The sequence below is a fragment of the Oxalobacteraceae sp. CFBP 8761 genome (genome assembly GCA_014841595.1).
Classification (GTDB): domain Bacteria; phylum Pseudomonadota; class Gammaproteobacteria; order Burkholderiales; family Burkholderiaceae_D; genus Telluria.
The window spans coordinates 106,949-132,010 of record JACYUE010000001.1; the positions used below are offsets into that span (position 1 = coordinate 106,949).

The window sequence follows — 25,062 nt, forward strand, 5'->3', positions numbered from 1 at the left end:
GCGTCAAACAAGCCGTATCCCATCGATTTTCCGCCAAGGCGGTGCTGGCGGCAGGTCTCGTCTGCACGCTGACGCTGTCCGGCTGCGCGTCCTGGCGCAACCAGACCCGTCCGGCGCCACCGGTGGCAACGGACTCGGCGGCCACCGCGGCCGACGCCGACAAATCGGCCGCCATCGCCAATGCCGGCGCGCAGACCGTGCAGGCTTCGCGTCTGCAAAAGTTCCTGTGGATCTTCTCGCCTTATCGCCCGGACATCCAGCAGGGCAACTTCGTCTCGCAAGAGATGCTGAACCAGCTGAAAGCCGGCCAGACGCGCGATCAGGTGCGTTTCCTGCTCGGTTCGCCTTTGCTGCTCGATGCGTTCCACGCCGACCGCTGGGATTACCCGTTCTACCTGGCCCGTGGCAATGGCGAGCTGACCACCAGCCGCGTCACCGTGTTCTTCAAGGATGACGTGGTCGAGCGCTTCGAAGGCGGCAACCTGCCAAGCGAGCGCGATTACATTGACCGTATCGCCGGCCCCGCGAAGGTGCCGAGCAAGAAAGAAAAGCCGGAAAGCCGTCCGGTCGCACCGATCACGGTGACTGCCCCGGCAACCCAGCAGTAAGGATTGCCATGACGATGTTGAATATCGCCGTAGCCGGCGCCAGCGGCCGCATGGGCCGCATGCTGATCGAAGCCATCCAGTACGCACCTGACGCCCGCCTGGCCGGCGCCCTCGACATGCCCGGTTCGCCGTTCATCGGCCAGGATGCCGGCGCCTTCGGGGGCTTCCTCACTGGCGTGATGATCGAAGACAGCATCAAGCACGGCCTGCACAACGCCGACGTGCTGATCGACTTCACCCGCCCGGAAGGCACGCTCGCGCACCTCGCGTACTGCGCCGCCAACGGCAAGCAGATGGTGATCGGCACCACCGGTTTCGATGACGCGGGCAAGGCCGAGATCGCCGCCGCCGCCGAGAAGATCGGGCTCGTGGTCGCACCGAACATGAGCGTGGGCGTGAACGTCACGCTCAAGCTGCTCGAAATGGCGGCCAAAAGTTTTGCCGAAGGCTACGACATCGAAATCGTCGAAGCGCACCACCGGCACAAGGTCGATGCACCATCGGGCACCGCGCTCAAGATGGGCGAAGTGATCGCCGACGCCATCGGGCGCGACCTCAAGGAATGCGCCGTGTACGGCCGCGAAGGCGTCACCGGCGAGCGCGATCCGTCGACGATCGGCTTTGCCACCGTGCGCGGCGGCGACGTCGTGGGCGACCACACCGTCATGTTCCTGGGCACGGGCGAGCGCATCGAGATCAGCCACAAATCCAGCAGCCGCGTGACCTACGCACACGGCGCGCTGCGCGCCGCGCGCTTCCTGGCAGACAAATCCAACGGCCTGTACGACATGCAGGACGTGCTGGGCCTGAAAGCCTGATATGGCCGTTGCAGAACTGAACGGCGCCGCGATCGTCGACGAAGCGTCGTTTCATGCGCAAAGCCGGGCCGCCTTTGGCTTCCCAGCGTCGTATGCGAACAGTATCGACGCCTGGGTGGACTGCCTGAGCTACCTGCGCGACGACGAAAACATGACCAGCTTCCAGCTGGCGCCGGACGAAGTGCTCGAGATCGTACTCCGCGACGCCGCAGCCATGAAGGCCGCCGCGCCGGATCTGTTCGAGGAGCTGGCCTTTTGTATCGGCGGCATCAACGAGCGGTATGAAGATTATGGCGAAACGCCGGCACTGAAACTCGTGCTGCGCTGAATTACCCGGGGCAGCGTCTAGCGGACGCTGTCTCATTGCACCATCCTTCCTGCACCACGCCACGCCGTAGTGCAAAATCAACAGGTTATAATGACCGGTTCCATCTCCCACATTACGTCTGCAGAAATCATGCAAGAAAAATATAGTCCAGCCGAAGTCGAACAGGCCGCCCAGGCCTACTGGAAATCGATCGACGCCTATAAAGCCGTCGAACACGATCCGCGTTTCCCTAAGGGCAAGTATTACGCCTGCTCGATGCTGCCTTACCCATCGGGCAAGCTGCACATGGGCCACGTGCGCAACTATACGATCAATGACGTGATGTACCGCTACCTGCGGATGAACGGCTACAACGTGTTGATGCCGATGGGCTGGGATGCATTCGGCATGCCGGCGGAAAACGCGGCCATGGCCAACAACGTGCCGCCCGCCGAATGGACCTATTCGAACATCGCCCACATGCGTGGCCAGATGGAGTCGATGGGCCTGGCGATCGACTGGTCGCGCGAGATGACCGCCTGCAAGCCGGACTACTACAAGTGGAACCAGTGGATGTTCCTCAAGATGCTCGAGAAGGGCATCATCTATCAGAAGACCGGTACCGTGAACTGGGACCCGGTCGACCAGACCGTGCTGGCCAACGAGCAGGTCGTCGACGGCCGCGGCTGGCGTTCGGGCGCGCTGATTGAAAAGCGCGAAATCCCGATGTACTACGTGCGCATCACCGAATACGCCGACGAGTTGCTCGACCATGTCGACAACAAGCTGCCGGGCTGGCCCGAACGCGTGCGCACGATGCAGGCCAACTGGATCGGCAAGTCGACCGGCGTGCGCTTCGCGTTCCCGCACACGATCGCCGATGACACCGGCGCACCGATCGACGATGGCAAGCTGTACGTGTTCACCACGCGCGCCGACACGATCATGGGCGTGACCTTCTGCGCCGTGGCGCCGGAGCACGCGCTGGCCCAGCACGCGGCAAAGAACAACCCGGCGCTGCAGCAGTTCATCGCCGAGTGCAAGCTCGGTTCCGTGATCGAAGCCGACATGGCGACGATGGAAAAGAAAGGCATGCCGACCGGCCTGTTCGTCACCCATCCGGTCACGCAGGAACAGATTCCGGTCTGGGTCGGCAACTACGTCCTGATCACCTACGGCGATGGCGCCGTGATGGGCGTGCCGGCGCATGACGAACGCGATTTCGGCTTCGCCAAAAAATACAATCTGCCGATCAAGCAGGTCGTGGCCGTCGAAGGCCAGGAATTCTCGCTCGACGCCTGGCAGGAGTGGTACGGCGACAAGGACAACGGCCGCACGATCAACTCGGGCAAGTACGACGGTCTCGATTACACCTCGGCCGTCAACGCGGTCTCGGGTGAATTGGCAAGCCAGGACCTGGGCGCCAAGAAGGTCACGTTCCGCCTGCGCGACTGGGGCATCTCGCGCCAGCGCTACTGGGGCACGCCGATCCCGATGATCCACTGCGCCGAGTGCGGCATCGTGCCGGTGCCCGAAGCCGACCTGCCGGTCGTGCTGCCCGAGCACCTGGTCCCGGACGGCACCGGCAACCCGCTGAACAAGGACGAAGCGTTCCTCAAGTGCGACTGCCCGACTTGCGGCAAGCCTGCGCGCCGCGAAACCGACACGATGGACACGTTCATCGATTCGTCGTGGTACTACATGCGCTATACGTCGCCGGGTTCGAACGACGCGATGGTCGACGAGCGCAACGATTACTGGATGCCGATGGACCAGTACATCGGCGGCATCGAACACGCCGTCATGCACCTGCTGTACGCGCGCTTCTGGACCAAGGTGATGCGCGACTTCGGCCTGGTCAAATTCGACGAGCCGTTCGTGAACCTGCTCACGCAGGGCATGGTGCTCAACGAAACCTACTACCGCGAAGACGCATCGACCAAGAAGACCTGGTTCAATCCGGCCGATGTCGAGCTGACCTTCGACGACAAGGGGCGCCCGCAAAGCGCCGTGTTGAAGGCCGACGGCCAGCCGGTGGAAATCGGCGGCACCGAAAAGATGTCGAAGTCCAAAAACAACGGCATCGATCCGCAAGCGCAGATCGAGCAGTACGGCGCCGATACCGCGCGCCTGTTTACGATGTTCGCATCGCCACCGGAGCAGACGCTCGAGTGGTCGAACAGCGGCGTCGAAGGCGCCAGCCGCTTCCTGCGCCGCGTGTGGGCCTTCGGCTATGCGCAGCGCGCGCGCATTGCCGCCGCGCTGACCGGTGAAGTGCAGGGCACGCACACCGACGCGCAGAAAACGCTGCGCCGCGAAGTGCACAAGATCCTGCAGCAGGCCGACTACGACCTGAAGCGCATCCAGTACAACACGGTGGTCTCGGCGTGCATGAAGATGCTCAACACGCTCGAATCGGGCAAGCTCGATGACAGCGCAGCGTCCAACGCCATCATCGCCGAAGGCTTCTCGATCTTCCTGCGTTTGCTGAACCCGGTCGCCCCGCACATCACGCACGCGCTGTGGCAAGAACTTGGCTTTGCCGGTCTCCATGGCGACCTGCTCAACGCCCCATGGCCGGAAGTCGATCCACAGGCGCTCGAACAGTCCGAGATCGACATGATGATCCAGGTGAACGGCAAGCTGCGTGGTTCGGTCAAGGTCGCAAAGGATGCCGACAAGGCGACCATCGAAGCGGCTGCGCTGGCCAGTGAAGCGGTGCAGAAGTTCATCGAAGGCACGCCGAAGAAGGTCATCGTCGTGCCGGGCAAACTTGTCAATATCGTGGTCTGATGATGAACACCTCGAACAACAACTACCTCGTGCGCGCCCTGGGTGCCGTCCTGCTGGTCGCGATGCTGGCAGGCTGCGGCTTCAAGCTGCGCGGCAGCGACGGCCAGTACAACGTGCCGTTCCAGAGTCTCTGGCTGTCGTTCAACGAAGCCTCGCCGCTGGGCACGGAGCTCAAGCGCAACCTGCGCGCGGGCGATAACCTGCGCATCGAGTCCGATGCGTCCAAGGCCGAGGCGTTGTTCGATGTGATCAGCGAGTCGCGCGGCAAGTCGATCCTGTCGCTCAACAGCCTGGGGCGCGTGCGTGAATACTCGCTGAGCTACACGCTGGTGTTCCAGGTGCGCGACGCCAACAACCGCCAGCTGCTGGCGCCGACCGAGATCACCCTGCGCCGCAATATCGCGTTCGATGAATCGCAGGTGCTGGCCAAGGAATCCGAAGAAGCGCTGCTGTACCGCGACATGCAGTCCGACCTGGTGCAGCAGATCCTGCGCCGCCTGGTGGCGATCAAGCCGTTGGCACCCGTGACGGCGCCAGCGACGCCGGCAGCCGCCTTGCCGACGCCGTAAGCGATGCAACTGCGGCTCGAAGCGCTCGACGGTCACCTGGCCAAGAACCTGGCGCAGCTGTACGTGATCGCCAGCGATGAGCATCTGCTGGCGCTGGAAGCGGCCGACCGCATCCGCAAGGCCGCGCGCGCGCAAGGTTATACCGAGCGCGATGTGCTGAGCGTGGAGCGCACCTTCAAGTGGGGTGAGCTGCTGGCGGCGAATCAGGCGCTGTCGCTGTTTGGCGACAAGAAGCTGATCGAGCTGCGCATCCCGACCGGCAAACCGGGCAAGGATGGCAGCGCCGCACTGCAGGCGTATGCAAAAGACCTCAGCCCCGACAATCTGACCCTGATCACGCTGCCCAAGCTCGACTGGCAGACGGCCAAGGCGTCATGGGTGACGGCGCTGCAGCAGGCCGCGGTCTACATCGACATCCCGAACATCGAGCGCGCGCAGTTGCCGGCCTGGATCGGCAACCGTCTGGCAGCGCAGGGCCAGAGCGCCGAGCGCCAGAGCCTGGACTTCATCGCCGACCGCGTCGAAGGCAATCTGCTGGCGGCGCACCAGGAGATTCAAAAGCTCGGCCTGCTCCACGAGCCGGGCAAACTCACGTTCGAGCAGGTGCACGACGCCGTGCTGAACGTGGCGCGCTACGACGTGTTCAAGCTGTCCGAAGCGATGCTCACGGGCGACACGGCGCGCCTGGTGCGCATGCTCGAAGGCCTGAAGGGCGAAGGCGAAGCGCTGCCGCTGGTGTTGTGGGCAGTGGCCGAAGAAATCCGCACGCTGCTAAAATTGAAGAGCGGGATGAGTCAGGGCAGGCCGCTGAATGCGCTGCTCAAGGAATACCGGATCTGGGGACCGCGCGAGCGGATGATGGAGCCGGCGCTGCGCCGCGTGTCGCTCGCGACACTCGAAGCGGCGCTGCAAGAGGCAGCGCAGGTTGACCGTATGGTCAAGGGCTTGCGTGCCAAACAATTCGCGGGCGACGCGTGGGATGCGATGTTGCAGCTGGCGTTGCGGGTGGCGCGGTAAGCCGCTCGCAGTAGAGCCTTGGCTCGACGCCGCTGTACAGCGCCGCCTTGCGCGAGCCAGGTTAATGCAATGGGAAACTCGATGGACATCACCGCACACATGCACACGCTGGGCCAGCAGGCCCGCGCCGCCGCGCGCGCCATGGCACGCGCCGACACCGCCACCCGCAACCGCGCCCTGCACCTGATTGCCGATGCGATCGAGCGCGATGCCGATGCTCTGCGCGCCGCCAATGCCCGTGACCTCGAGGCCGCCCAGGCGGCAGGCCTCGCCCCGGCACTGATGGATCGCCTGGCATTGTCCGACGCGGCGATTTCGACGATGGTCGCCGGCCTGCGCCAGATCGCCACCTTGCCCGACCCGGTCGGCGAAATCTCGAACATGAAGGTGCGTCCGAGCGGCATCCAGGTCGGCCAGATGCGCGTGCCGCTGGGCGTGATCGGCATCATTTATGAGGCGCGCCCGAACGTGACGGTCGATGCGGCGGGCCTGTGCATCAAGAGCGGCAACGCGGCGATCCTGCGCGGCGGCTCGGAAGCGATCCACTGCAACCGCGCGCTGGCCAAACTGGTCGCCGAAGGCCTGGCTGGCGCCGGCCTGCCACAGGCCGCAGTGCAGGTGGTCGACACGGTCGACCGCGCCGCCGTCGGCGCGCTGATCACGATGCCGCAGTACGTGGACGTGATCGTCCCGCGCGGCGGCAAAGGCCTGATCGCGCGCCTGATGGCCGAAGCCACGGTCCCGATGATCAAGCACCTCGATGGCATCTGCCACGTCTACATCGACGACAAGGCCGATATCGACAAGGCACTGGCCATCGCATTCAACGCCAAATGCCACCGCTACGGCACCTGCAACACGATGGAAACGCTGCTGGTTGCGCGCGGCATCGCGCCGGCCGTGCTGCCGCGCCTGGCCGAACTGTATGCGACCAAGGACGTCGAATTGCGCGCCGATCCGGAAGCGTTCGCGATCCTGGCCGGCTATCCGCACCTGGTCGCGGCAACGGAAGAAGACTGGTCGACCGAATACCTGGCCCCGATTCTGGCCGTGAAGGTGGTGGCGGGCATCGACGAGGCGATGGACCACATCGATGCGTATTCGTCGAAGCACACCGAATCGATCGTTACCGAAGACCACAGCGGTGCCATGCGTTTCTTGCGCGAAGTCGACTCGGCATCGGTGATGATCAATGCATCGACGCGCTTTGCCGATGGCTTCGAATACGGCCTGGGCGCCGAGATCGGCATCTCGAACGACAAGCTGCACGCACGCGGCCCGGTGGGCCTCGAAGGCCTAACGTCGCTCAAGTACGTCGTGTTCGGGCACGGCGAAGTCCGCAACTGAATTCAACGTTCACCACAAGGAAAGCATGTACCTCTGGATCAAAGCACTGCACATCGTCTTCATTGCGTCCTGGTTCGCCGGCCTGTTCTACCTGCCGCGCCTGTTCGTCAACCTGGCCGAGGAAACCAACCCCGCAGCGCGTGACCGCCTGCTGGGCATGGCGCGCCGGCTATACCGCTTCTCGATGATCCTGTCGGTGCCAGCGGTGCTGCTGGGCGCGTGGCTGTGGATGGGTTACGGCATCCAGGGCGGCTGGCTGCATGCCAAGCTGCTGCTGGTGTTCCTGACCATCGGCTACCATCATATGTGCGGCGGCATCCTCAAGAAATTCGAGCGCGGCGTCAATACGCGCAGCCACAAATGGTATCGCTGGTTCAATGAAGTGCCGGTCGTGCTGATGCTGGCGATTGTCATCCTGGTGACCGTCAAGCCGTTCTAAACCTGCATTTTTTGTATGCCTGCGTCATCGGCCCGGGCCGGTGGCGCGTTTAATTTTTCATCGTTTCATCGTTTCATCAACGGACAAAGGGTACCCCTCATGGCTTCCTATTTTTGCCCATGCCCGCGCGGCATGGAAGCGGCACTGGCCGAAGAAATCGGCGAAATCGCCGCACAAAGCACCACGCTGAAAGTGCACAACCAGGTGCCCGGCGGCGTGCACTGCTCGGGCACGATGCAGGATGCCTGGCTGCTCAACCTGCACTCGCGCATCGCCTCGCGTGTGCTGATGCGCATGGCGCAGCGCAGCTACACCACCGAAAACGACATCTACGACCTGGTGCTCGAGCAGACCTGGGAAGACTGGTTCGGCCCCGATCACACGATCCGCGTCGACGTCACGGCCGTCAAGTCGCCGCTGCGCAGCCTTGAATTCACCACGCTCAAGATCAAGGACGCGATCTGCGACCGCTTCCGTGACCAGTACGACAAGCGCCCGTCGGTCAACACGCGCGAACCGGACATGCGCATCGTCGGTTTTCTGGACGCCCGCAACTTCATCGTCTACCTCGACACCTCGGGCGAAGCGCTGTTCAAGCGCGGCTGGCGTGAAGAGACGGGCGACGCGCCGCTGCGCGAGAACCTCGCCGCGGGTCTGCTGCGCGTGTCGGGCTGGAAGCCGGGCGTGCCGTTGTTCGACCCGATGTGCGGCTCGGGCACGATTCTGGTCGAAGCGGCCCAGATGCTGCAAGGGATTCCATCCGGCGCGCGCCGCAGCTTCGCCTTCGAAAAATTCGCCGACCACGACCGCCAGGCCTGGGCCGCGATGAAAGCGGCGGTCAAGCCGAACGTGCTGCCGCAGGAGCCGACCATCTTCGGCTCGGACATCTCGGGCGACATGGTCGAAATGACGCGCCATAACCTGAAGATCGCCGGCATCCTGTTCGACGTGCCGCTCAAGCAGATCGAAGCGCAGCACGTGTCGGCGCCGACGACCGAGCCGGGCATCCTGCTCACCAACCCGCCGTACGGCGAGCGGATCGGCGTGCGTGGCGACAGCACGGTGCCGCAGGACGACATGGCGGCCGGCTTCTACGCCGCGTTTTCCACGACGCTCAAGCAGCGCTTTGCCGGCTGGACCGCCTATCTGTTCACGGCCGACCTGGGCCTGCCGAAAATGCTGCGCCTGAAAGAGTCGCGCAAGACCCCGTTCTTCAATGGCGCGCTCGAATGCCGCCTGTTCCGTTTCGACATGGTGGCGGGCTTCAACCGCCGCGAGGAAGCCAAACCAAAGCAGGACTGACCCGGAACCGCCCCATGCTGCCAGAACCATCCGATCTGCCCAAGGACCCCGTCACACCCGTGCCGGCACCGCCGCCCCACAAGATCGCGATGCTCTCGGCAGGCGGACTGGCAACGCTGCTGGCAGCGCTGTCGATGCTGGGGCCATTCTCGATCGACGCCTACCTGCCGGCGTTCCCGCAGATCCAGGCCCAGCTTGCCGCCACGCCGCTGCAGGTCCAGCAAACGCTCACCGCCTACATGCTGGCCTTTGCCGTCATGGTGCTGTGGCATGGCGCGCTGTCCGATGCATTCGGGCGGCGCAACGTGATCCTGGTGGCGCTGGTGGTGTTCGCGATCGGCAGCTTCGGCTGCGCCTCGGCGTCCTCGGTGGAATACCTGTGGGTGTTTCGCATCCTTCAGGGTGTGTCGGCCGGGGCCGGCGTGGTGGTGGGGCGCGCGATCATCCGCGACCTGTATTCGGATACGGCGGCGGCGCGCCTGCTGTCGATGGTCACGATGATCTTCTCGATCGCCCCGGCCATCGCGCCGGTGGTGGGCGGCTGGATCGTCACGCTGCTCGACTGGCGCGCGATCTTCCTGGCGCTGTCGGTCTATACGGTGCTGCTGTTCTGGTTCTGCTGGAAGCACCTGCCCGAGACGGTGCCGCCGACCGAGCGCCAGCCGTTCAATCCCCGTTTTCTGGCGCAGAGCTACGGCGCCATCTTCAGCTCGTTCCTGTTTCTGACGATGGCCGGCGTGACGGCGCTGAACTTCGCCGGCCTGTTTTTGTACATCGCCGCGGCGCCCGTCATGCTGCCCGAAAGCCTGGGCCTGGGCCCGTCCGAATTCGCGTGGCTGTTCGTGCCGACCGTGAGCGGCATTTTCTTCGGTTCGCTCGTTGCCAACCGGCTGGCCGGCAAGATGGACTTCGCGCGCCAGATCCGCATGGGCTTTTTCTTCATGCTGGGCGCCGTGACCTTCAACGTGGTCTACCACGCGTTCCTGCCGCCGGCCCTGCCGTGGACCGTGGCGCCGATGTTCTTCTTCACCTTTGGCAGTTCGCTGATCGCGCCTGGCGCGACGCTGCTGGCGCTCGACCTGTTCCCGCGCATCCGCGGCACGGTCGCGTCGTGCCAGTCGTTCATCCTGACGCTGCTGGGCGCGGTCGTGGCTGGCGCCGTCGCGCCGGCGCTGTCGCATTCGGTGCTGGCGCTGGCGCTCGGCCAGGCATTCTTCGTACTGTTGTCGCTGGCATGCTGGGATACCGCGCGGCGCCATCGACGCAAGCTGCGCGCGCGGGGCGAACTGACACCCTGACCTTGCAGTGAATGAGCGTGAATTGGGGAAACAGTCGTATCGTTACAACAAGTTTTGGAGTGTGGCTGTGTTTACAGCCTGAGGAAGCCCGTTGCAACGGGTATTCCCGTAACTATTGTTCCTGATCAGAAATGTATATATGTTACGATACGTTTTTATCATCTGGAGCAGTTGGCAGACCTCTCGCCTGTTCCATGCACTGAAGTGCAGGGCGACGTGGCATGCCTGTTCGGGCGCGATCGCCACCTAATAGAACCCTTCGACAAGTGGCGGCCGTGCTTGATAATACGCTCCTATCCGATCAGGATATTCGCAATCGCTTGCTGATCGCCCGGCTGCCGGCCATGCCGCAGATCCTGGTCAAGCTGATCGAGCACCTGCAGGCCGACGATCTCGGCATGCCGGAACTCGCCGCGCTGATTGCGAAGGATGCCGGCATGACGGCCAAACTGCTGGCGGTCGCCAACAGCTCGGCGTACCACCGCAGCACGCGCAGCGCCAACCTCGAACAGTCGCTGGTGGCACTGGGTACCGACATGATCAAGACGCTCGTGATCAGCGATTCGGTGTTCCAGACCTTCAACAGCTTCCCGCATGCCGGCAGCATCGACCTGCGCGCGTTCTGGAAAAACTCCCTGACGGCCGCCGTGATCGCGCGCGATGCGGCGCGCATGCTCGACTACGTGCATCCCGAAGAAGCCTATCTGGCGGGCCTGCTGCACAATGTCGGCCGCCTGGCGCTGCTGGCCGCCGCGCCCAAGGAGTACGCATTCAACTTTACCGCGCTCGATGACGAAGACCTGTGCGCGGTCGAGCAGCGCACGCTCCAGATCACCCACGCCGAAGCAGGCGCCTGGCTGATCGAGCGCTGGCAGCTCGATTCGTTCCTGGCCGATGCAGTGCTGTACCACCACGAGCCGGGCGACCGCCTGGAAGGCAGTCACCTCCTGATCCGCATCGTGCGCCTGGCGCATGTGCTGACCTGCCACGCGCACGACGAGACGATGGTGCTGGACGCCTGCGCGCTTTGCGGGATCGACGCCGTGCGCACGGCGCACCTGATCGACGGCGCCGCGCGCCAGGTCGAGCAGGCCGCCGCGCATCTGGGCATCGATCTGACGGGCGCCGACGACATCCCGCAGCCATCGGCCTATGCGCCGCCGCCGCCGGTCGACCCGGTGCAAAAGCGCCTGAACGAAGAAGTGCGCAATATGGTGCTGGTGTCCGAGGTCGGCCAGACCCTGGCGCGCCAGCAGGGCGAGTCTGGCCTGCTTGACGCGATGACGCGCACTGCCCGCATCCTGTTCGATTTCGAAAGCGCCGTCGTGCTGCTCGAGAACCCCACCGGCCACCTGTTGTCGGGCGCCCCGGCGCCGGGCGTGGCGCGCATTGCCGATTTTTCGGTGTCGCTGGCCAAGGGCGGCCCGGTGGCGCGCAGCGCGCTGGAGCGCCGCCCCGCGTTCGTGGGGGGCAACCGCCAGCAGCTTGGCCTGGCCGAAGAGCAGCTGCTGCGCATCCTTGGCACCGACAGCCTGGTGGTGGTGCCGCTGGTGGCCGGCGCGCGCTGCCTGGGCGTGCTGATTGGCGGCGTGCCGGCCTGGCAGCTGCCGCATTGCCAGCGCCGCGAGCGGTTCATGCAGGCCTTCGGGGCGCAGGCCGCCGGCGCCCTCGAGAACCTGCTGCTCGAACGCGGTCACGCACGCCGCCAGCTGGCCAACGTGGCCGAAGAATTCCGCGACGCGTCGCGCCGCGTGGTGCACGAAGTGAACAACCCGCTGGCGATCATCAAGAATTACCTGAGCATCCTGGATGGCAAGCTGGCGCGCCAGGAACCGGTGGGCGGCGAGCTGTCGATCCTGAACGAAGAAATCGACCGCGTGGGCCAGTTGATCGGCTCGCTGGCCGAACCGCAGGTGCCGGATGCCGGCCCGCGGCCGGTCGACGCCGCCCGCGTCGTCGACGATGTGCTGCGCCTGTTCCGCACCAGCGGCTTCGTGCCGGGCGGCGTGCAGATCGTGGCGCACATGGATGGCGACAGCGCGATCGAGGGCGACCCCGATGTCCTCAAGCAGATCCTGGTGAACCTGATCAAGAATGCGGTCGAAGCATTCGGGCCGCAGCACAAGAACAGCGGCCGGATCGAGGTCGTCAACCGCGGCCACGTCAACCGTGAGCGCCACCTGTACGTCGAACTGGGCGTGAACGACAATGGCCCGGGCCTGTCGCGCGAGGTGCTGGCCAACCTGTTCATGCCCGTAAAAAGCAGCAAGGAAGGCGCGCTCGATGGCGGCAAGCGCGGCCTGGGCCTGTCGATCGTTCATGGCCTGGTCAAGAAGATGGGCGGCCATATCGCCTGCCGCAGCGCCAGTTCCGGTACCTCGTTTGAAATACTCCTGCCGGCGTACACCGGCGCTGGCAAGGCGCTCGCGCTGCCGGCGCGCGCGCTCGGTTCCGCCTGACCCTCACCATGCACGCGCACCCTGCCACCATGCTCCCTGGTGAACCCTCCCCATTTTCCCCGACACTCGACGCCGACAGTCAGCCACGCCTGCTGCTGGTCGACGATGAACCCCGCCTGCTGGCGTCACTGCACGAATTGCTGCAGGGGCGCGGCTACCGTCTCACGACCGCGGCATCCGGCACGGAGGCGCTGGCGCAGCTGTCGCGCCAGCGCTTCGACCTGGTCCTGCTCGACCTGCGCCTGCCCGATATCGGCGGTCACGAGATCATGGACTTCATCAACGACAAGGGGATCGACGCCGACGTGATCGTGATGAGCGGCGAGGTGGGCATCGATGCCGCAATCGGCGCGCTCAAGCGCGGCGCCTACAGCTACCTGCGCAAGCCGTACAGCCGCGAAGAGCTGCTCTCGACCGTCAGCAACGCACTGGGGCGCCGGCGCCTGGCGCTGGAAAACGCGCGCATCGCGAACCAGCTCGAGAACTCCGAGAAGATGTACCGCTACCTGGTCGACTCGTCGCCGGACATCATCTATACGCTCAACCACGAAGGCCGCTTCACGTTCGTCAACGACCGCGCCTACCAGCTGCTCGGCTACACCCGCGAAGAGCTGATCGGCAAGCATTACTCGATCGTCGTGCACGAAGAAGACCTGGAACGCGCGCGCTACGTGTTCAACGAACGCCGCATCGATGAACGCGCATCGCGCAACGTCGAATTGCGCCTGAAGTGCCGGGGCGGGAATGGCAACACCAGCAACGACCGCACGTTCAACACGACGCTGATGACGATCTCGCTGAACGCGATCGGCATGCACGTGCCGGACCAGGAAGTGAAAAAGCTCGAGTTCTTCGGCACCTACGGCGTGGCGCGCGATATCACGGACAGGAAGCGCGCCGAGGAAGTCATCGCCTACCAGGCCTACCACGACATCCTGACCGACCTGCCGAACCGCATCCTGTTCAAGGACCGCCTGGGGCTGGCCGTGATCCAGGCCAAGCGCAAGCAGACCGAACTCGCGGTGATGTTCATCGACCTCGATCGCTTCAAGCTCGTGAACGACACGCTCGGCCACGTCAAGGGCGACGAACTGCTGCAGCAGGCGGCCAGCCGGCTGAAGGAATGCCTGCGCAAGGGCGACACGCTGGCGCGCCAGGGCGGCGACGAATTCACCATCGTGCTGCCCGAACTGGTCAGCCACGACGACGCGCGCATGGTCGCCGATAAATTCCTCACCTGCCTGCAACTGCCGTTCGATCTCGATGGCCACGAAGTGCACATCTCAGCCTCGATCGGCATCGCGATCTATCCGAAAGACGGCGAATCGATCGACGAACTGCTGCGCCACGCCGACATCGCGATGTACCAGGTGAAAGCGCTGGGCAAGAACGGCCACAGCTTCTATCACGACTCGATGCTCGAAGTGTCGCACCAGAAGATCGCGCTGGAGCAGGCGCTGCGCCGCGCGCTCGAGCACGACGAGCTGGAGATGTTCTACCAGCCGCAGATCGACGCCATGACCGGCAACATCACGGGCGCCGAAGCGCTGATGCGCTGGAACCATCCAACGCGCGGACGCTTGTCGGCCGGTGAATTTTTGCCGTTCGCCGAAGAAAACGGCCTGATGCTGCCGATCTCGGACTGGATGATCGGCGCGCTGTGCCGCGACATGCTGCGCTGGAATGCCGTCGGCGGCAGCGACATCCGGCTCTCGCTGAACCTGTCGCCGCAATACCTCGACCGCGGCGACTTCTTTGAAAAGATGCGCGGCGCCCTGGCGCGTTACGCGATCTCGCCGCAGCAGATCGAAGTCGAGATCACCGAGAACATCTGCATCCGCAACCCGCAGTATGCGATCGAGCAGCTCAACAAACTGTGCGAGCTGGGCGTGTCGATCGCGATCGACGACTTCGGCACCGGCTACTCGTCGCTGTCGTATCTGCACCGCTTCCCGATCCACACGATCAAGATCGACCAGTCGTTTGTGAAAGAGATCCACGAGGAAGACGGCCACTATCCAGTCATCCTGGCGATCATCTCGATCGCGCGCGGCCTGGGCCTGAACCTGATCGCCGAAGGCGTCGAGACCGAGGAACAGGCGCGCTACCTGCGTGCCAACGGCTGCATGACGATGCAGGGCTACCTGTTCTACCGCCCGATTTCGCTGGGCGACTTCATGGTGGCGCTGCGCACCCGGCCCGGATCGAACCTGCGCGCCGTGCTGGCCTGAGTGGGCATGCCCGACACGTCGTTGTACAGCGCCGAATTCCTGCGTGTGAAAGGACTGGCCGAGCGTGGCGTCGCTGAAGCCCAGCACAGCCTGGGCTTCATGTACGTGAACGGCCAGGGCGTGGCGCAAAGCGATGAACTGGCAGTGCGCTGGTACCGGCTTGCGGCCACGGCCAACCTGGCGCAGGCCCAGTACAACCTCGGCGTGATGCTGCAGAAGGGCCAGGGCGTAACGCAGGACTTCATGCTGGCCGCCCACTGGTACGAGCGCGCCGCCAGCCAGGGCTACGCGCTGGCCCAGTACAACCTGGGCTGGCTGTACGCCAAGGGGCAGGGCGTGGCGCAGGACGTGGGCCGCGCGCTGCACTGGTTCCGCCTCGCCGCAGAGCAGGGCGAACCGGGCGCCCAGCACAATCTCGGGATGATGTACGACACCGGCAAGGGCGTGGCGCAGGACCAGGATGCGGCCCTGGACTGGTACCGGCGCGCGGCCACCCAGGGCTACGCGCGTTCGCAGCACAGCCTCGGCCTGCGCTACGACAGCGGCCAGGGCGTGGCACGCGATCCGGCGCAGGCGCTCGAGTGGTTGCGCAAGGCCGCGCTGCAGGGCTACGCGCCGGCCCAGTTCAATCTGGGCCTGCGCTACGACAAGGGCCAGGACGTGGAAGCGGACGGCGAACAGGCGATGCTGTGGTACGGCCGCGCGGGCATCCAGGGCCATGCCAGCTCGCAGTTCAATCTGGCGCTGATGTACGACACGGGCCACGGCGTGCCGCAGGACGATGCGCTGGCCGCCATCTGGTACCGGCGCGCCGCGCAGCAGGGCCATGCGGGTGCGCAGGACAGCCTGGGCATGCGCCACGAGCACGGCCAGGGCGTGGTGCAGGATGCGGCGCAGGCGGCCATCTGGTACCGCCGTGCGGCCGAGCAGGGCTTGCCGGTGGCGCAGTACCACCTCGGGCAGCTGCTCGACACCGGCAACGGCGTCGAGCGCGATGCGGTGGAGGCCACCGCCTGGTACCGCAAGGCGGCCGAGCAGGGCCACCTGGGCGCGCAGTTCGACCTGGGCCTGCGCCACGAAAACGGCATCGGTGCGGCGCAGGACAGCGTGCAGGCACTCGGGTGGTACCGGCGCGCTGCAGCGCAGGGTTACGCGGCGGCCCAGTACATGGTGGCCACGCTGCTCGACCGGCTCGATCTGGGCGATCCGGCCGAAGCTACCGACTGGCTGCACAAGGCGGCCGACCAGAAGCACGCGCTGGCGCAGTTCGAACTGGGGCTGCGCTACGACTGCGCCAAGGGCGCGGACAAGGATTACGAAGCCGCCCATTTCTGGTACCTGTGCGCAGCGCGCCAGGGCCACGCGCGGGCCCAGTTCAACCTGGGCGTGATGTATGCGGCGGGGCAGGGCGCGCCGCGCGATCTGGTGGAAGCGTATGCGTGGCTGCATCGGGCGGGCGGCGCCGGGATCCGGCCGGCACGCGACTACCTGGCCCGCACCGCGCGCCGCATGGATGCGCAGCAGCTGTCACTGGCCGAAAGCTTGCTGCATGCTTAACTAGCGTCCCGGCTTTGAACCGGCGCCACCCGCGCACGGGTGCGCTGCCGCACCCTCTGTCATGACACGCCACGCTATACTGTATGCCCATACAGCCACGGGCGTCCGATGGAACTCAACGACAAGCTCGAAATCCTGGCCGACGCGGCCAAGTACGACGCATCCTGCGCCAGCAGCGGTGCGCCCAAGCGCGGCTCCGAGGGCAAGGACGGCCTGGGCGCTACCACCGGCATGGGCATCTGCCACAGCTACACGCCCGATGGCCGCTGCGTCTCGCTGCTCAAGATCCTGCTCACGAACTTCTGCATTTACGACTGCCAGTACTGCATCAACCGGCGCACGTCGAACGTGCCGCGCGCGCGCTTTGCGGTCGACGAGGTGGTCAAGCTGACGCAGGATTTTTACCTGCGCAACTACATCGACGGCCTGTTCCTCAGTTCCGGCATCATCCAGTCGGCCGACTACACGATGGAGCAGCTGGTGGCCGTGGCGCGCACCCTGCGCGAGGTGCACAACTTCCGCGGCTATATCCACCTCAAGACGATTCCCGATGCCGACCCGCTCCTGATTACCGAAGCGGGACGCTGGGCCGATCGCCTGTCGGTCAACATCGAGCTGCCGACGCACGACAGCGTGACCAAGCTGGCGCCCGAAAAGAGCGTGCACACGATCAAGCTGGCAATGGGCTCCATCCGGCGCAAGCTCGATGAAAAAGCCGAAGAGCCAAGGTCACCCGCATTCGCGCCGGCCGGCCAGAGCACGCAGATGATCGTCGGGGCCGATGCCAGCGACGACCACACGATCCTCAACACCGCCGAGACGCTGTACGGCAGCTATAAACTCAAGCGCGTGTACTACTCCGCGTTCAGCCCCATCCCGCAAAGCCCCAAGAGCGTGCCGCTCGCGCCACCGCCGCTGCTGCGCGAGCACCGTCTGTACCAGGCCGATTTCCTGCTGCGCAGTTACGGCTTCACGGCCGGCGAGATCATGCCGCAGACGGGCAACCTAGCGCTGGATATCGATCCCAAGCTGGCCTGGGCGCTGTCGAACCGCGACCAGTTTCCAATGGACCTGAACCGCGTCGATGCGACGCTGATCGCGCGCATCCCCGGCATCGGCCTGCGCAACGCCAAGCGCATCGCGGATCTGCGCCGCATTCGCCGCATCCGCTGGGAAGATTTATCGCGGCTGCGCTGCAGCCTGAAAAAACTGGCGCCGTTCGTCGTCACCGCCGACTACAAGCCGGCGCAGGGCGCGACCAGCTCCGACCTGCTGCGCAAGCACATGGCCGACGCGCCGCAGCAGATGAATCTGTGGCCGGAGCTGCAGGCGGCATGACCCCCGCGGCCAGCGCAGCCGTCGTCGCCAGCGAAGCCGTTGCTGCGGTCCGCGCGGGCCAGCCGCTGCTGGTGGCCTCGTTCGTCGAGTGGCGCGCCACGGCCCGCGCCCTGCTGCGCGCTGGCGTGCCGCCCGAGGCGGTGACGTGGGGCGAGCCAGGCGCCGATTTGTTCTCGAGCGCGCCGGCAGCGCCGGCATCGGCCCTGGAGACGGTGCAGCCGACTGGCGACCTGCTGGCTGCGCCGCCTGCCGAACGGGTGGCACAAGCCACGCCCAGGCCGCAAGTCCCGCGCTCCCTGATGGAGATGCTGCAAACCGCCGCCTGCTACCGCGACCACGACCGCTGGGCCTTCCTGTACCGCGTGGTCTGGCGCTGGCAGCAGGGCGAGCACGATGTGCAGTCGCCCGCCGATCCCGATGGCGCGCGGCTGACGTCGATGGTCAAGGCCGTGCGGCGCGAGGTGCACGACATGTTTGCGTATATCCGCTTTCGCGAACGGCCGATCGAGGCCGGGCCACCACAGTTCGTCGCCTGGTTCGAACCCGCGCACGATGTGCTGCCGCAGGTGGCCGAACATTTCGTCGCCCGCATGGGCAAGATGACCTGGATGATCGCCACGCCCGAGGCCAGCGTGCTGTGGGACGGCGCCACGCTGCACGATGCCGGGCCGTTGATGTCCGGCCCCGCCGACCTCGAAGACGACGGCGAGGCGCTCTGGCTGACCTACTACCGCAGCATCTTCAACCCAGCGCGCCTGAACACGAAGGTCATGCAAAGCCATGTGCCGTCGCGCTTCTGGAAGAACCTGCCCGAGGGCGCGCTGGTGCCGTCGATGGTCAGCCAGGCCGGCCTGGGCGCGCGCCGCATCGGCCAGGTTGCCGAGGTGGGCCAGCGCCGCGGCACGACGATCCCGATCGCGGCCGAGAAAGCGCAGCCCGACCGCGAGCAGCCATCGAAGCTCGACGAATGCCGGCGCTGCGAACTGTGGCAGCACGCGACGCAGGCCGTCGGCGGCATCGGGCCGGACCATGCGCAGATCATGCTCGTCGGCGAGCAGCCGGGCGACCAGGAGGATCTGTCCGGCCAGCCGTTCATCGGTCCAGCGGGCCAGTTGCTCGATCGCGTGTTTGCGCAGGCGCAGGTGGACCGCAAGGGCGTGTACATCACCAACGCCGTCAAGCATTTCAAGTGGGAGCCGCGCGGCAAGCGGCGCCTGCACAAGACGCCGGCGCAGAAAGAAATCGAGGCCTGCCACTACTGGCTCGAAAAAGAAATCGCTACCCGCAAGCCGAAGGTGATCGTGGCGATGGGCGCTACTGCGCTGAAATCGGTGCTGCAGAAGGGGAACGTGACGCTCAGGGACAGTCTCGGCCAGCCGGTGCGCCATGGCGACGCGTGGGTGGTGACGATCTACCACCCGTCGTACGTGCTGCGCGTGCCGGACGAAGCGACCAAGCACGAAGCGTTTGCCGTGATGGTCGAGGGCTTGCGAGTGGCGCAGTCGCTGCTTGAGCAGTCTGGCGAGAACTGATCCACGTCGCGATATCGTGACGCGTGCGGAGGCGGGCTGGCACCCCTCCCAGGCCATCCTTGTCCGCACACTGCGTCTTGCGTATGCATTCGAAAGTCCTTGTGATCGCCGCGAAGGCCGCCGCATAATCGGCGCACGCTTCTGGCCACTTTCACAACAGGATATCTTCATGCGCCCACTCGTCGTTCCCGCACTGTGCTTGTCGTTGCTGGCTGCCCCTGGATGGGCACAGTCGCTTGACGGGGCCGATGCCCCGCCTGCCGCTGTTGTCACCACGGACGCGGTCGAACCTGCGCCGGAACAGATTCACGTCGTCGCCCAGCGCCCTGGCCCGGGCATGTGGAAGGTAAAGAAGGGCGATCATGTGCTGTGGGTGTTTGGCACCTACGCGCCGCTGCCGAAGAACATGACGTGGCGCTCGCAGCAGGTGGAAAACGTCATCAAGCATTCGCAGGAGTACCTGGCACCACCAGGCGCCACAGCCAAGCCGGGCTTTTTCAAAATGGTCACGCTGCTGCCAAGCCTGATCGGCGTGCGCAAGAATCCGGATGGCGCGCAGCTGCGTGATGTTCTGCCGCGGGAAGACTACGCACAGTGGAGCACGCTCAAGGCAACCTACCTGCCCGAGAACAGCGACGTCGAACGCGAGCGGCCGATCTTTGCCGCGCAGGCGTTGACGGAAGCGGCGCGCAAGGAAGCGGGCCTGGTGAACGGCTATGCGGTGCGCAAGCAGCTGCTCGCGCTGATCAAGAAGAGTGAGCTGAAACAGACGTCGACGGAGGTTGAACTACCGACGGACAATGCGCGCGCGTTGATCAAGAACTTCAAGAAGTCGAATCTGGCTGACGCCGCCTGCCTGAGGACAACGATGGCCACACTGAAGCAGGATCTCGACGGCGCAACAGCGCGCGCCAATGCATGGGCCAAGGGTGACGTGGATGAAATGCGCAAGCTGAACTACGCCGAACGCGAGGAGGCGTGTTTCGGCGCGCTGATGAACAGCGCCGCGCTCGATACGGAGCCTGAATGGAAGAACGTGAAGGCGCGCTCGCATGCGAAGTGGATTGCGTCGGCCGAGAAAGCACTTGCTGCCAATGCATCGACCTTTGCGCTGTTGTCGATGGATGATATTTTCGATCCGAAAGGCGTGATTGCGGCGCTGGCGGCGAAGGGGTATGAGGTCGTGGCACCTGAATGAAGTGATACCGCGCGCATGGCTGGAAAGCGGCATGCGCGCACTTCAGTTGGGAATTCTTTGATTAAAAAACCAGCAAAATCCAGGGGTTAGTTGCCATCGCATTTTCGACCCCACTTCCGTGTCGAAAAGCTGTTGTGGTGCATCGGTGACTTCAAGCCGCAAACCCGGGCGGTCCCTCGCCTTGACGGTGGACGATCCGCGCAGCATCGTCAAGGACTTCAATAAACCCTCGCTCGACGCCACGCGCCGGCGCGCCAACGCCTGGGCCAGGGGCGACATCGACGTCATCCGCAACAGCGCCGCAATGCGCGACAACCCGGCCTTCCAGATGGCCGAATCACGACTGAAGGCGCTGTGGGTCGCCAACGCCGAGGCGGCGCGGGCCAGGAACACGTCGAGCTTCGCCGTGCTGTCGATGAGGGACATCCTCAACCCGAAAGGGCTGGTAGCGGCGCTGGCAGCAAAGGGCTACAAGGTTGAGCGGCCGGGCGCGAGCGCGGCGCCTTTGCCGGGCAGCTGCGCTGGCATACAATGAGTCCCGATTTGCCCGTACACAGAGATGAGGAAGAGGACCATGACCAAAGCCGGGCCGGGCCAGGACGACCCCGAGCGCGTCCAGCGCCGCCTGCAGATGGCAGACATCGCGCGCCTGGCAGGGGTGTCCACGGCAACGGTGTCGCGTGCCCTGAGCCATAGCCCGCTGGTGAGCGAGGAAACGCGCACCCGGATCCAGGAGCTGGCCGGATCGCTGCGCTATTCCGTGAACGTGGCGGCGCAAAATCTGCGCATGAAGCAGAACCGCACGGTGAGCGTGCTGATTCCGTTCGACCACGCGACGCGCCAGCCGCTGTCCGACCCATTCCTGCTGGCCATGCTGGGCAGCCTGGCAGACGCGCTGACCGAGCAGGGCTACGAGATGCTGCTGTCGCGCATAGGCACCGATGAATTCGGCGCTGCCGCAGCGCCCTTCGATACCGGCCGCGCGATCGGCATCATCATGGTCGGACAGTGGGGGCGGCATCAACAGCTCAACGAGATGGCGGCCCGCAAGCTACCCATTGTCGTGTGGGGCGCCCAACTCCCCAACCAGCTGTATTGCTGTATCGGCAGCGACAATGTCAGCGGCGGCCGGATAGCCACTGAACACCTGATTGGCAAGGGGCGCCGCCGCATTGCTTTTCTCGGCGACATTGCGCTGCCGGAGCCGCAGCAGCGCTACCTCGGTTATTGCGAAGCCTTGGCCGCCCACGGCATCGGGTTCGACCCCCAGCTGCAAGTGAACGTGCCCTTTCTCTCGCAGGGCGGCATCGAAGGCGTACAGGCGCTGGCCGAGCGTGGCGTCGCTTACGATGCGGTGTTTGCGTGCAGCGACTTGCTGGCCATGAGCGCGGTCGACGCCCTGCGTTCCCGCGGGATCGGCGTGCCGGACGAGGTGGCGATCGTGGGCTATGACGACATCGCCCTGGCCGCGCTGTCGCACCCCCGGCTGACGACGATACGCCAGCCGATCGACGTCGCCGGCAAGGCATTGGTTGAAGCACTGCTGTCGCTGGTTCAAGGCCACGCCCCGGTCTCACTCCAATTGCCGACCGAACTGGTCGTCCGCGCCAGCACCTGATCTGTCCCCATACAAGGCTGAGAAAATGCAATCGATTGTATTTTCGCCGGTTTTTTTGATCCTCTCCCACAAAATTCCGTGCTGCGGCGCAGCAATTGCCCGTCAATTCCTACGGATTAAGACGAGAAATCGGTAGAGCTCCAGAGAGGGTTTGCGCCGAAAACAACATGCTGCGCCGCATCTTTGCAATCGATTGCACTAACTCTCACTTGGTGCGCATAATGTACATACCGCCTGGAATATGTCGACGTCTGCAGACGAGATCGATACCACCCCAACGGCCAATAATTACAATTCCGGAGACAAGTCATGAAAGCGAATATTTCACGGATGGCTGCTGCCGTGTCCGTGGCAGTACTGCAGATGAATGTTGCGTACGCTCAGCAGGAGGCGCCAGCACCGGCCGCCACGCCGGCGGCCGACAGCCTGAACATGGAGCGCATCGTCGTCACGGGTACCAGCAGCGCATCGTCCAAGATGAAGTCGAGCGTCTCGATCAGCACCATGGACAAGGACGTGATTTTGCAGGCCGCACCGACCAGCGCGGCCGAGGTATTGCGCTCGATCCCCGGCGTGCGCTCCGAGTCATCGGGTGGCGAAGGCAATGCCAACATGACGGTGCGCGGGGTACCGATTTCCGCCGGCGGCGCGCGTTACGTGCAGATCCAGGAAGATGGCTTGCCAGTGCTGCAATCGGGCGACTTCAACTTCATCACGCCGGACGCCTACGTGCGTATCGACGGCGCGCTATCGCACCTGGAAGTAGTGCGCGGCGGTTCGGCTTCGACCCTGGCGACCAATTCGCCGGGCGGTATCATCAACTTCATCAGCAAGACCGGTACCGAACAAGGCGGCAGCATCGGCCTGACCAGCGGACTCGACTACGACAGCACGCGGGTCGACTTCGACTATGGCGCGCCGATCTCCGACAAGACGCGATTTTTTGTCGGCGGCTTCTATCGCAATGGCGAAGGCATACGCAACAGCGGGGGCACCAGCGAGAAGGGCGGCCAGATCCGCGGCAACCTGACCCACGAGTTCGACAACGGATTCGTGCGCCTGTCGTTCAAGCACCTGGACGACCAGACCCCGACCACGCTGCCAGTGCCGGTCAGCGTGAGCAATCAGCGCATCTCCACCATCGACGGGATCGATCCGCGCACGGCCACGTTCTACTCGCCATACTGGGTACCCGATGTGACGCTCGACAAGGGCAACCGGCGCATCGCCAGCGATGTCAACGACGGCTTGACCGTCAAGAGCAACACCGTGGGGCTCGAAGCGCAATGGCGGATCGGCAACGGCTGGACGCTCAGCGAAAACTTCCGCAAGTCGCACAACAGCGGCCGCTTCATCGGCGTGTTCCCGGCCAATAACGGCACGGTCGGCAACTACGTCTTTGCCACCGGCCCGGCCGCCGGCAAGCCCTACAATGGCCGCGCATTCTCGGCCGTGGTGTTCAATACCTCGATCGACGACGCCGGATCGACCATGAGCGACACCCGGCTGGCAAAGAGCTTCACGCTGGCCGATCAGTCGAAGCTCACGGCCACTGCGGGCCTGTATGCGTCGCGCCAGCAGCTCGGCCTGACCTGGAACTTCAATGAGTACCTGATGCAGGCCAGCGGCGACAAGCCGGCCCTGCTCAGGACCGCCAGCAGCACGCCCGGGCTGATCGGGCCGGCATTCGGCAGCTGCTGCTCGCGCGCACTCGACATGCAATACGATTACCTGTCGCCCTACATCAACCTGGGCCTGGAGCGTGGCGCTCTCAATATCGACGCCAGCGTACGCCATGACCGGCAGGACGTGACCGGGGTCGCCAACATCGCCACCGCGGCGACCCGCTACGACCCGGCCACGCGCCAGTTCGTCGATTACGCGTTGAGCCACAATTCATTTTCCGTCGGCGGCAATTACCAGCTGACCTCGTCGCTGGCGCTGTTCGCCCGCGTCAGCGATGGTGTCGCGTTCAATGCCGACCGCATCCTGTTTGGCACGCCGCTCGACGGCAGTGCCCCCATCAACCTCAATACGGTCGAGCAGGTCGAAGGCGGCGTCAAATGGCGCAGCGGCGGCCTGAGCACCTTTATCACGGCCTTCCGCGCCAAGACCAAGGAAACCAACTACGAAGCCACCACGCAAAAGAGCACCGCCAACAGCTATGACGCCAAGGGTCTCGAAGTCGAAGCGGCTTACCGGCTGGGAGCGCTGCGGGTGGCCGCCGGCCTTACCTTGACCGATGCCGAGATCACGGCTACTGCGCCGGGGGGCGAAGCGGTGATCGGCAACACGCCGCGGCGCCAGGCGCGCGTGGTCTACCAGGTAGCGCCGACCTACACGGTCGGAAATGCCATGTTTGGCGTGAGCGTGATCGGCACCGGCAAGTCGTGGGCCGACGACGCGCACACCATCCTGATGCCTGCCTACCATGTCGTCAACGGCTTCCTGAACTACCAGGTCAGCGCGCCGCTGTCGGTGTCGCTCACCTTCAATAATGTGTTCGACAAGCTTGGCTACACCGAGGTCGAGGGCGACGGTCACGCTGCGCGCGCGATCACCGGGCGCTCGGTCAAGCTCGGCCTGAAATACACGTTCTAGAGCACGCTCTGTCCGGCGCGCGTGCGCGTG

Annotated in this window: 19 protein-coding genes; all 19 read left to right on the forward strand. The window is 64.8% G+C overall.

Features of this window, described 5'->3' with window-relative positions:
- The first annotated feature begins 74 nt into the window (after positions 1 to 74).
- Positions 75 to 608, forward strand: a complete 534-nt coding sequence (locus tag IFU00_00460; protein MBD8540747.1) for an outer membrane protein assembly factor BamE — start codon at positions 75 to 77, stop codon at positions 606 to 608.
- An 8-nt stretch (positions 609 to 616) separates the two neighbouring features.
- Positions 617 to 1,426 carry a 4-hydroxy-tetrahydrodipicolinate reductase gene (dapB, locus tag IFU00_00465; GenBank protein ID MBD8540748.1) on the forward strand — a complete coding sequence of 270 codons (810 nt, stop codon included), beginning with the start codon at positions 617 to 619 and terminating at the stop codon, positions 1,424 to 1,426.
- 1 nt (position 1,427) lies between these two features.
- Complete coding sequence (locus IFU00_00470) at positions 1,428 to 1,754, forward strand: barstar family protein (protein MBD8540749.1); 327 nt, start codon at positions 1,428 to 1,430, stop codon at positions 1,752 to 1,754.
- A gap of 129 nt (positions 1,755 to 1,883) precedes the next feature.
- On the forward strand, positions 1,884 to 4,526 hold the full coding sequence (locus IFU00_00475; GenBank protein MBD8540750.1) for a leucine--tRNA ligase: 2,643 nt from the start codon (positions 1,884 to 1,886) through the stop codon (positions 4,524 to 4,526).
- Positions 4,527 to 4,528: 2 nt separating this feature from the next.
- Positions 4,529 to 5,095, forward strand: coding sequence for a hypothetical protein (locus IFU00_00480; protein ID MBD8540751.1), 567 nt, complete (start codon positions 4,529 to 4,531; stop codon positions 5,093 to 5,095).
- A gap of 3 nt (positions 5,096 to 5,098) precedes the next feature.
- Positions 5,099 to 6,112, forward strand: coding sequence for a DNA polymerase III subunit delta (locus IFU00_00485; GenBank protein MBD8540752.1), 1,014 nt, complete (start codon positions 5,099 to 5,101; stop codon positions 6,110 to 6,112).
- A gap of 81 nt (positions 6,113 to 6,193) precedes the next feature.
- Complete coding sequence (locus tag IFU00_00490) at positions 6,194 to 7,459, forward strand: glutamate-5-semialdehyde dehydrogenase (GenBank protein MBD8540753.1); 1,266 nt, start codon at positions 6,194 to 6,196, stop codon at positions 7,457 to 7,459.
- Between the two features lie 25 nt (positions 7,460 to 7,484).
- Complete coding sequence (locus tag IFU00_00495; protein MBD8540754.1) at positions 7,485 to 7,898, forward strand: CopD family protein; 414 nt, start codon at positions 7,485 to 7,487, stop codon at positions 7,896 to 7,898.
- Between the two features lie 132 nt (positions 7,899 to 8,030).
- Positions 8,031 to 9,200 (forward strand): class I SAM-dependent RNA methyltransferase, encoded by a 1,170-nt coding sequence (locus tag IFU00_00500; protein MBD8540755.1) that lies wholly within the window; start codon positions 8,031 to 8,033, stop codon positions 9,198 to 9,200.
- Positions 9,201 to 9,214: 14 nt separating this feature from the next.
- Entirely contained in the window at positions 9,215 to 10,498 is a 1,284-nt protein-coding gene (locus IFU00_00505) for a multidrug effflux MFS transporter (protein ID MBD8540756.1), read from the forward strand.
- A gap of 344 nt (positions 10,499 to 10,842) precedes the next feature.
- A complete protein-coding gene (locus tag IFU00_00510; GenBank protein MBD8540757.1) occupies positions 10,843 to 12,957 on the forward strand; it encodes an HDOD domain-containing protein in 2,115 nt (704 codons plus the stop codon).
- A gap of 8 nt (positions 12,958 to 12,965) precedes the next feature.
- Positions 12,966 to 15,188 carry an EAL domain-containing protein gene (locus tag IFU00_00515; GenBank protein MBD8540758.1) on the forward strand — a complete coding sequence of 741 codons (2,223 nt, stop codon included), beginning with the start codon at positions 12,966 to 12,968 and terminating at the stop codon, positions 15,186 to 15,188.
- A gap of 6 nt (positions 15,189 to 15,194) precedes the next feature.
- A complete protein-coding gene (locus tag IFU00_00520; protein MBD8540759.1) occupies positions 15,195 to 16,745 on the forward strand; it encodes a sel1 repeat family protein in 1,551 nt (516 codons plus the stop codon).
- Positions 16,746 to 16,853: 108 nt separating this feature from the next.
- A complete protein-coding gene (locus tag IFU00_00525; GenBank protein MBD8540760.1) occupies positions 16,854 to 18,083 on the forward strand; it encodes a putative DNA modification/repair radical SAM protein in 1,230 nt (409 codons plus the stop codon).
- Positions 18,080 to 19,615: a UdgX family uracil-DNA binding protein gene (locus IFU00_00530; GenBank protein ID MBD8540761.1), complete on the forward strand. Its 1,536-nt coding sequence runs from the start codon at positions 18,080 to 18,082 to the stop codon at positions 19,613 to 19,615. The genes IFU00_00525 and IFU00_00530 overlap by 4 nt, the downstream gene beginning before the upstream one ends.
- 169 nt (positions 19,616 to 19,784) lie before the next feature.
- Positions 19,785 to 20,813, forward strand: a complete 1,029-nt coding sequence (locus IFU00_00535; protein ID MBD8540762.1) for a TraB/GumN family protein — start codon at positions 19,785 to 19,787, stop codon at positions 20,811 to 20,813.
- Between the two features lie 145 nt (positions 20,814 to 20,958).
- Positions 20,959 to 21,348 carry a hypothetical protein gene (locus tag IFU00_00540; protein ID MBD8540763.1) on the forward strand — a complete coding sequence of 130 codons (390 nt, stop codon included), beginning with the start codon at positions 20,959 to 20,961 and terminating at the stop codon, positions 21,346 to 21,348.
- A 24-nt stretch (positions 21,349 to 21,372) separates the two neighbouring features.
- Positions 21,373 to 22,431: a LacI family DNA-binding transcriptional regulator gene (locus tag IFU00_00545; protein MBD8540764.1), complete on the forward strand. Its 1,059-nt coding sequence runs from the start codon at positions 21,373 to 21,375 to the stop codon at positions 22,429 to 22,431.
- A 309-nt stretch (positions 22,432 to 22,740) separates the two neighbouring features.
- Positions 22,741 to 25,032, forward strand: coding sequence for a TonB-dependent receptor (locus IFU00_00550; GenBank protein ID MBD8540765.1), 2,292 nt, complete (start codon positions 22,741 to 22,743; stop codon positions 25,030 to 25,032).
- Positions 25,033 to 25,062 lie beyond the last annotated feature (30 nt).

What these genes read in the sequence shown, in the direction of transcription:
- IFU00_00535 (MBD8540762.1), top strand. Translation starts at nt 19,785, where the DNA reads ATGCGCCCACTCGTCGTTCCCGCACTGTGCTTGTCGTTGCTGGCTGCC.
- IFU00_00515 (MBD8540758.1), top strand. Translation starts at nt 12,966, where the DNA reads ATGCACGCGCACCCTGCCACCATGCTCCCTGGTGAACCCTCCCCATTT.
- IFU00_00550 (MBD8540765.1), top strand. Translation starts at nt 22,741, where the DNA reads ATGAAAGCGAATATTTCACGGATGGCTGCTGCCGTGTCCGTGGCAGTA.
- IFU00_00485 (MBD8540752.1), top strand. Translation starts at nt 5,099, where the DNA reads ATGCAACTGCGGCTCGAAGCGCTCGACGGTCACCTGGCCAAGAACCTG.
- IFU00_00500 (MBD8540755.1), top strand. Translation starts at nt 8,031, where the DNA reads ATGGAAGCGGCACTGGCCGAAGAAATCGGCGAAATCGCCGCACAAAGC.
- IFU00_00525 (MBD8540760.1), top strand. Translation starts at nt 16,854, where the DNA reads ATGGAACTCAACGACAAGCTCGAAATCCTGGCCGACGCGGCCAAGTAC.
- IFU00_00530 (MBD8540761.1), top strand. Translation starts at nt 18,080, where the DNA reads ATGACCCCCGCGGCCAGCGCAGCCGTCGTCGCCAGCGAAGCCGTTGCT.
- IFU00_00470 (MBD8540749.1), top strand. Translation starts at nt 1,428, where the DNA reads ATGGCCGTTGCAGAACTGAACGGCGCCGCGATCGTCGACGAAGCGTCG.
- IFU00_00505 (MBD8540756.1), top strand. Translation starts at nt 9,215, where the DNA reads ATGCTGCCAGAACCATCCGATCTGCCCAAGGACCCCGTCACACCCGTG.
- IFU00_00495 (MBD8540754.1), top strand. Translation starts at nt 7,485, where the DNA reads ATGTACCTCTGGATCAAAGCACTGCACATCGTCTTCATTGCGTCCTGG.
- IFU00_00490 (MBD8540753.1), top strand. Translation starts at nt 6,194, where the DNA reads ATGGACATCACCGCACACATGCACACGCTGGGCCAGCAGGCCCGCGCC.
- dapB (MBD8540748.1), top strand. Translation starts at nt 617, where the DNA reads ATGACGATGTTGAATATCGCCGTAGCCGGCGCCAGCGGCCGCATGGGC.
- IFU00_00480 (MBD8540751.1), top strand. Translation starts at nt 4,529, where the DNA reads ATGAACACCTCGAACAACAACTACCTCGTGCGCGCCCTGGGTGCCGTC.
- IFU00_00520 (MBD8540759.1), top strand. Translation starts at nt 15,195, where the DNA reads ATGCCCGACACGTCGTTGTACAGCGCCGAATTCCTGCGTGTGAAAGGA.
- IFU00_00475 (MBD8540750.1), top strand. Translation starts at nt 1,884, where the DNA reads ATGCAAGAAAAATATAGTCCAGCCGAAGTCGAACAGGCCGCCCAGGCC.
- IFU00_00545 (MBD8540764.1), top strand. Translation starts at nt 21,373, where the DNA reads ATGAGGAAGAGGACCATGACCAAAGCCGGGCCGGGCCAGGACGACCCC.
- IFU00_00510 (MBD8540757.1), top strand. Translation starts at nt 10,843, where the DNA reads ATGCCGCAGATCCTGGTCAAGCTGATCGAGCACCTGCAGGCCGACGAT.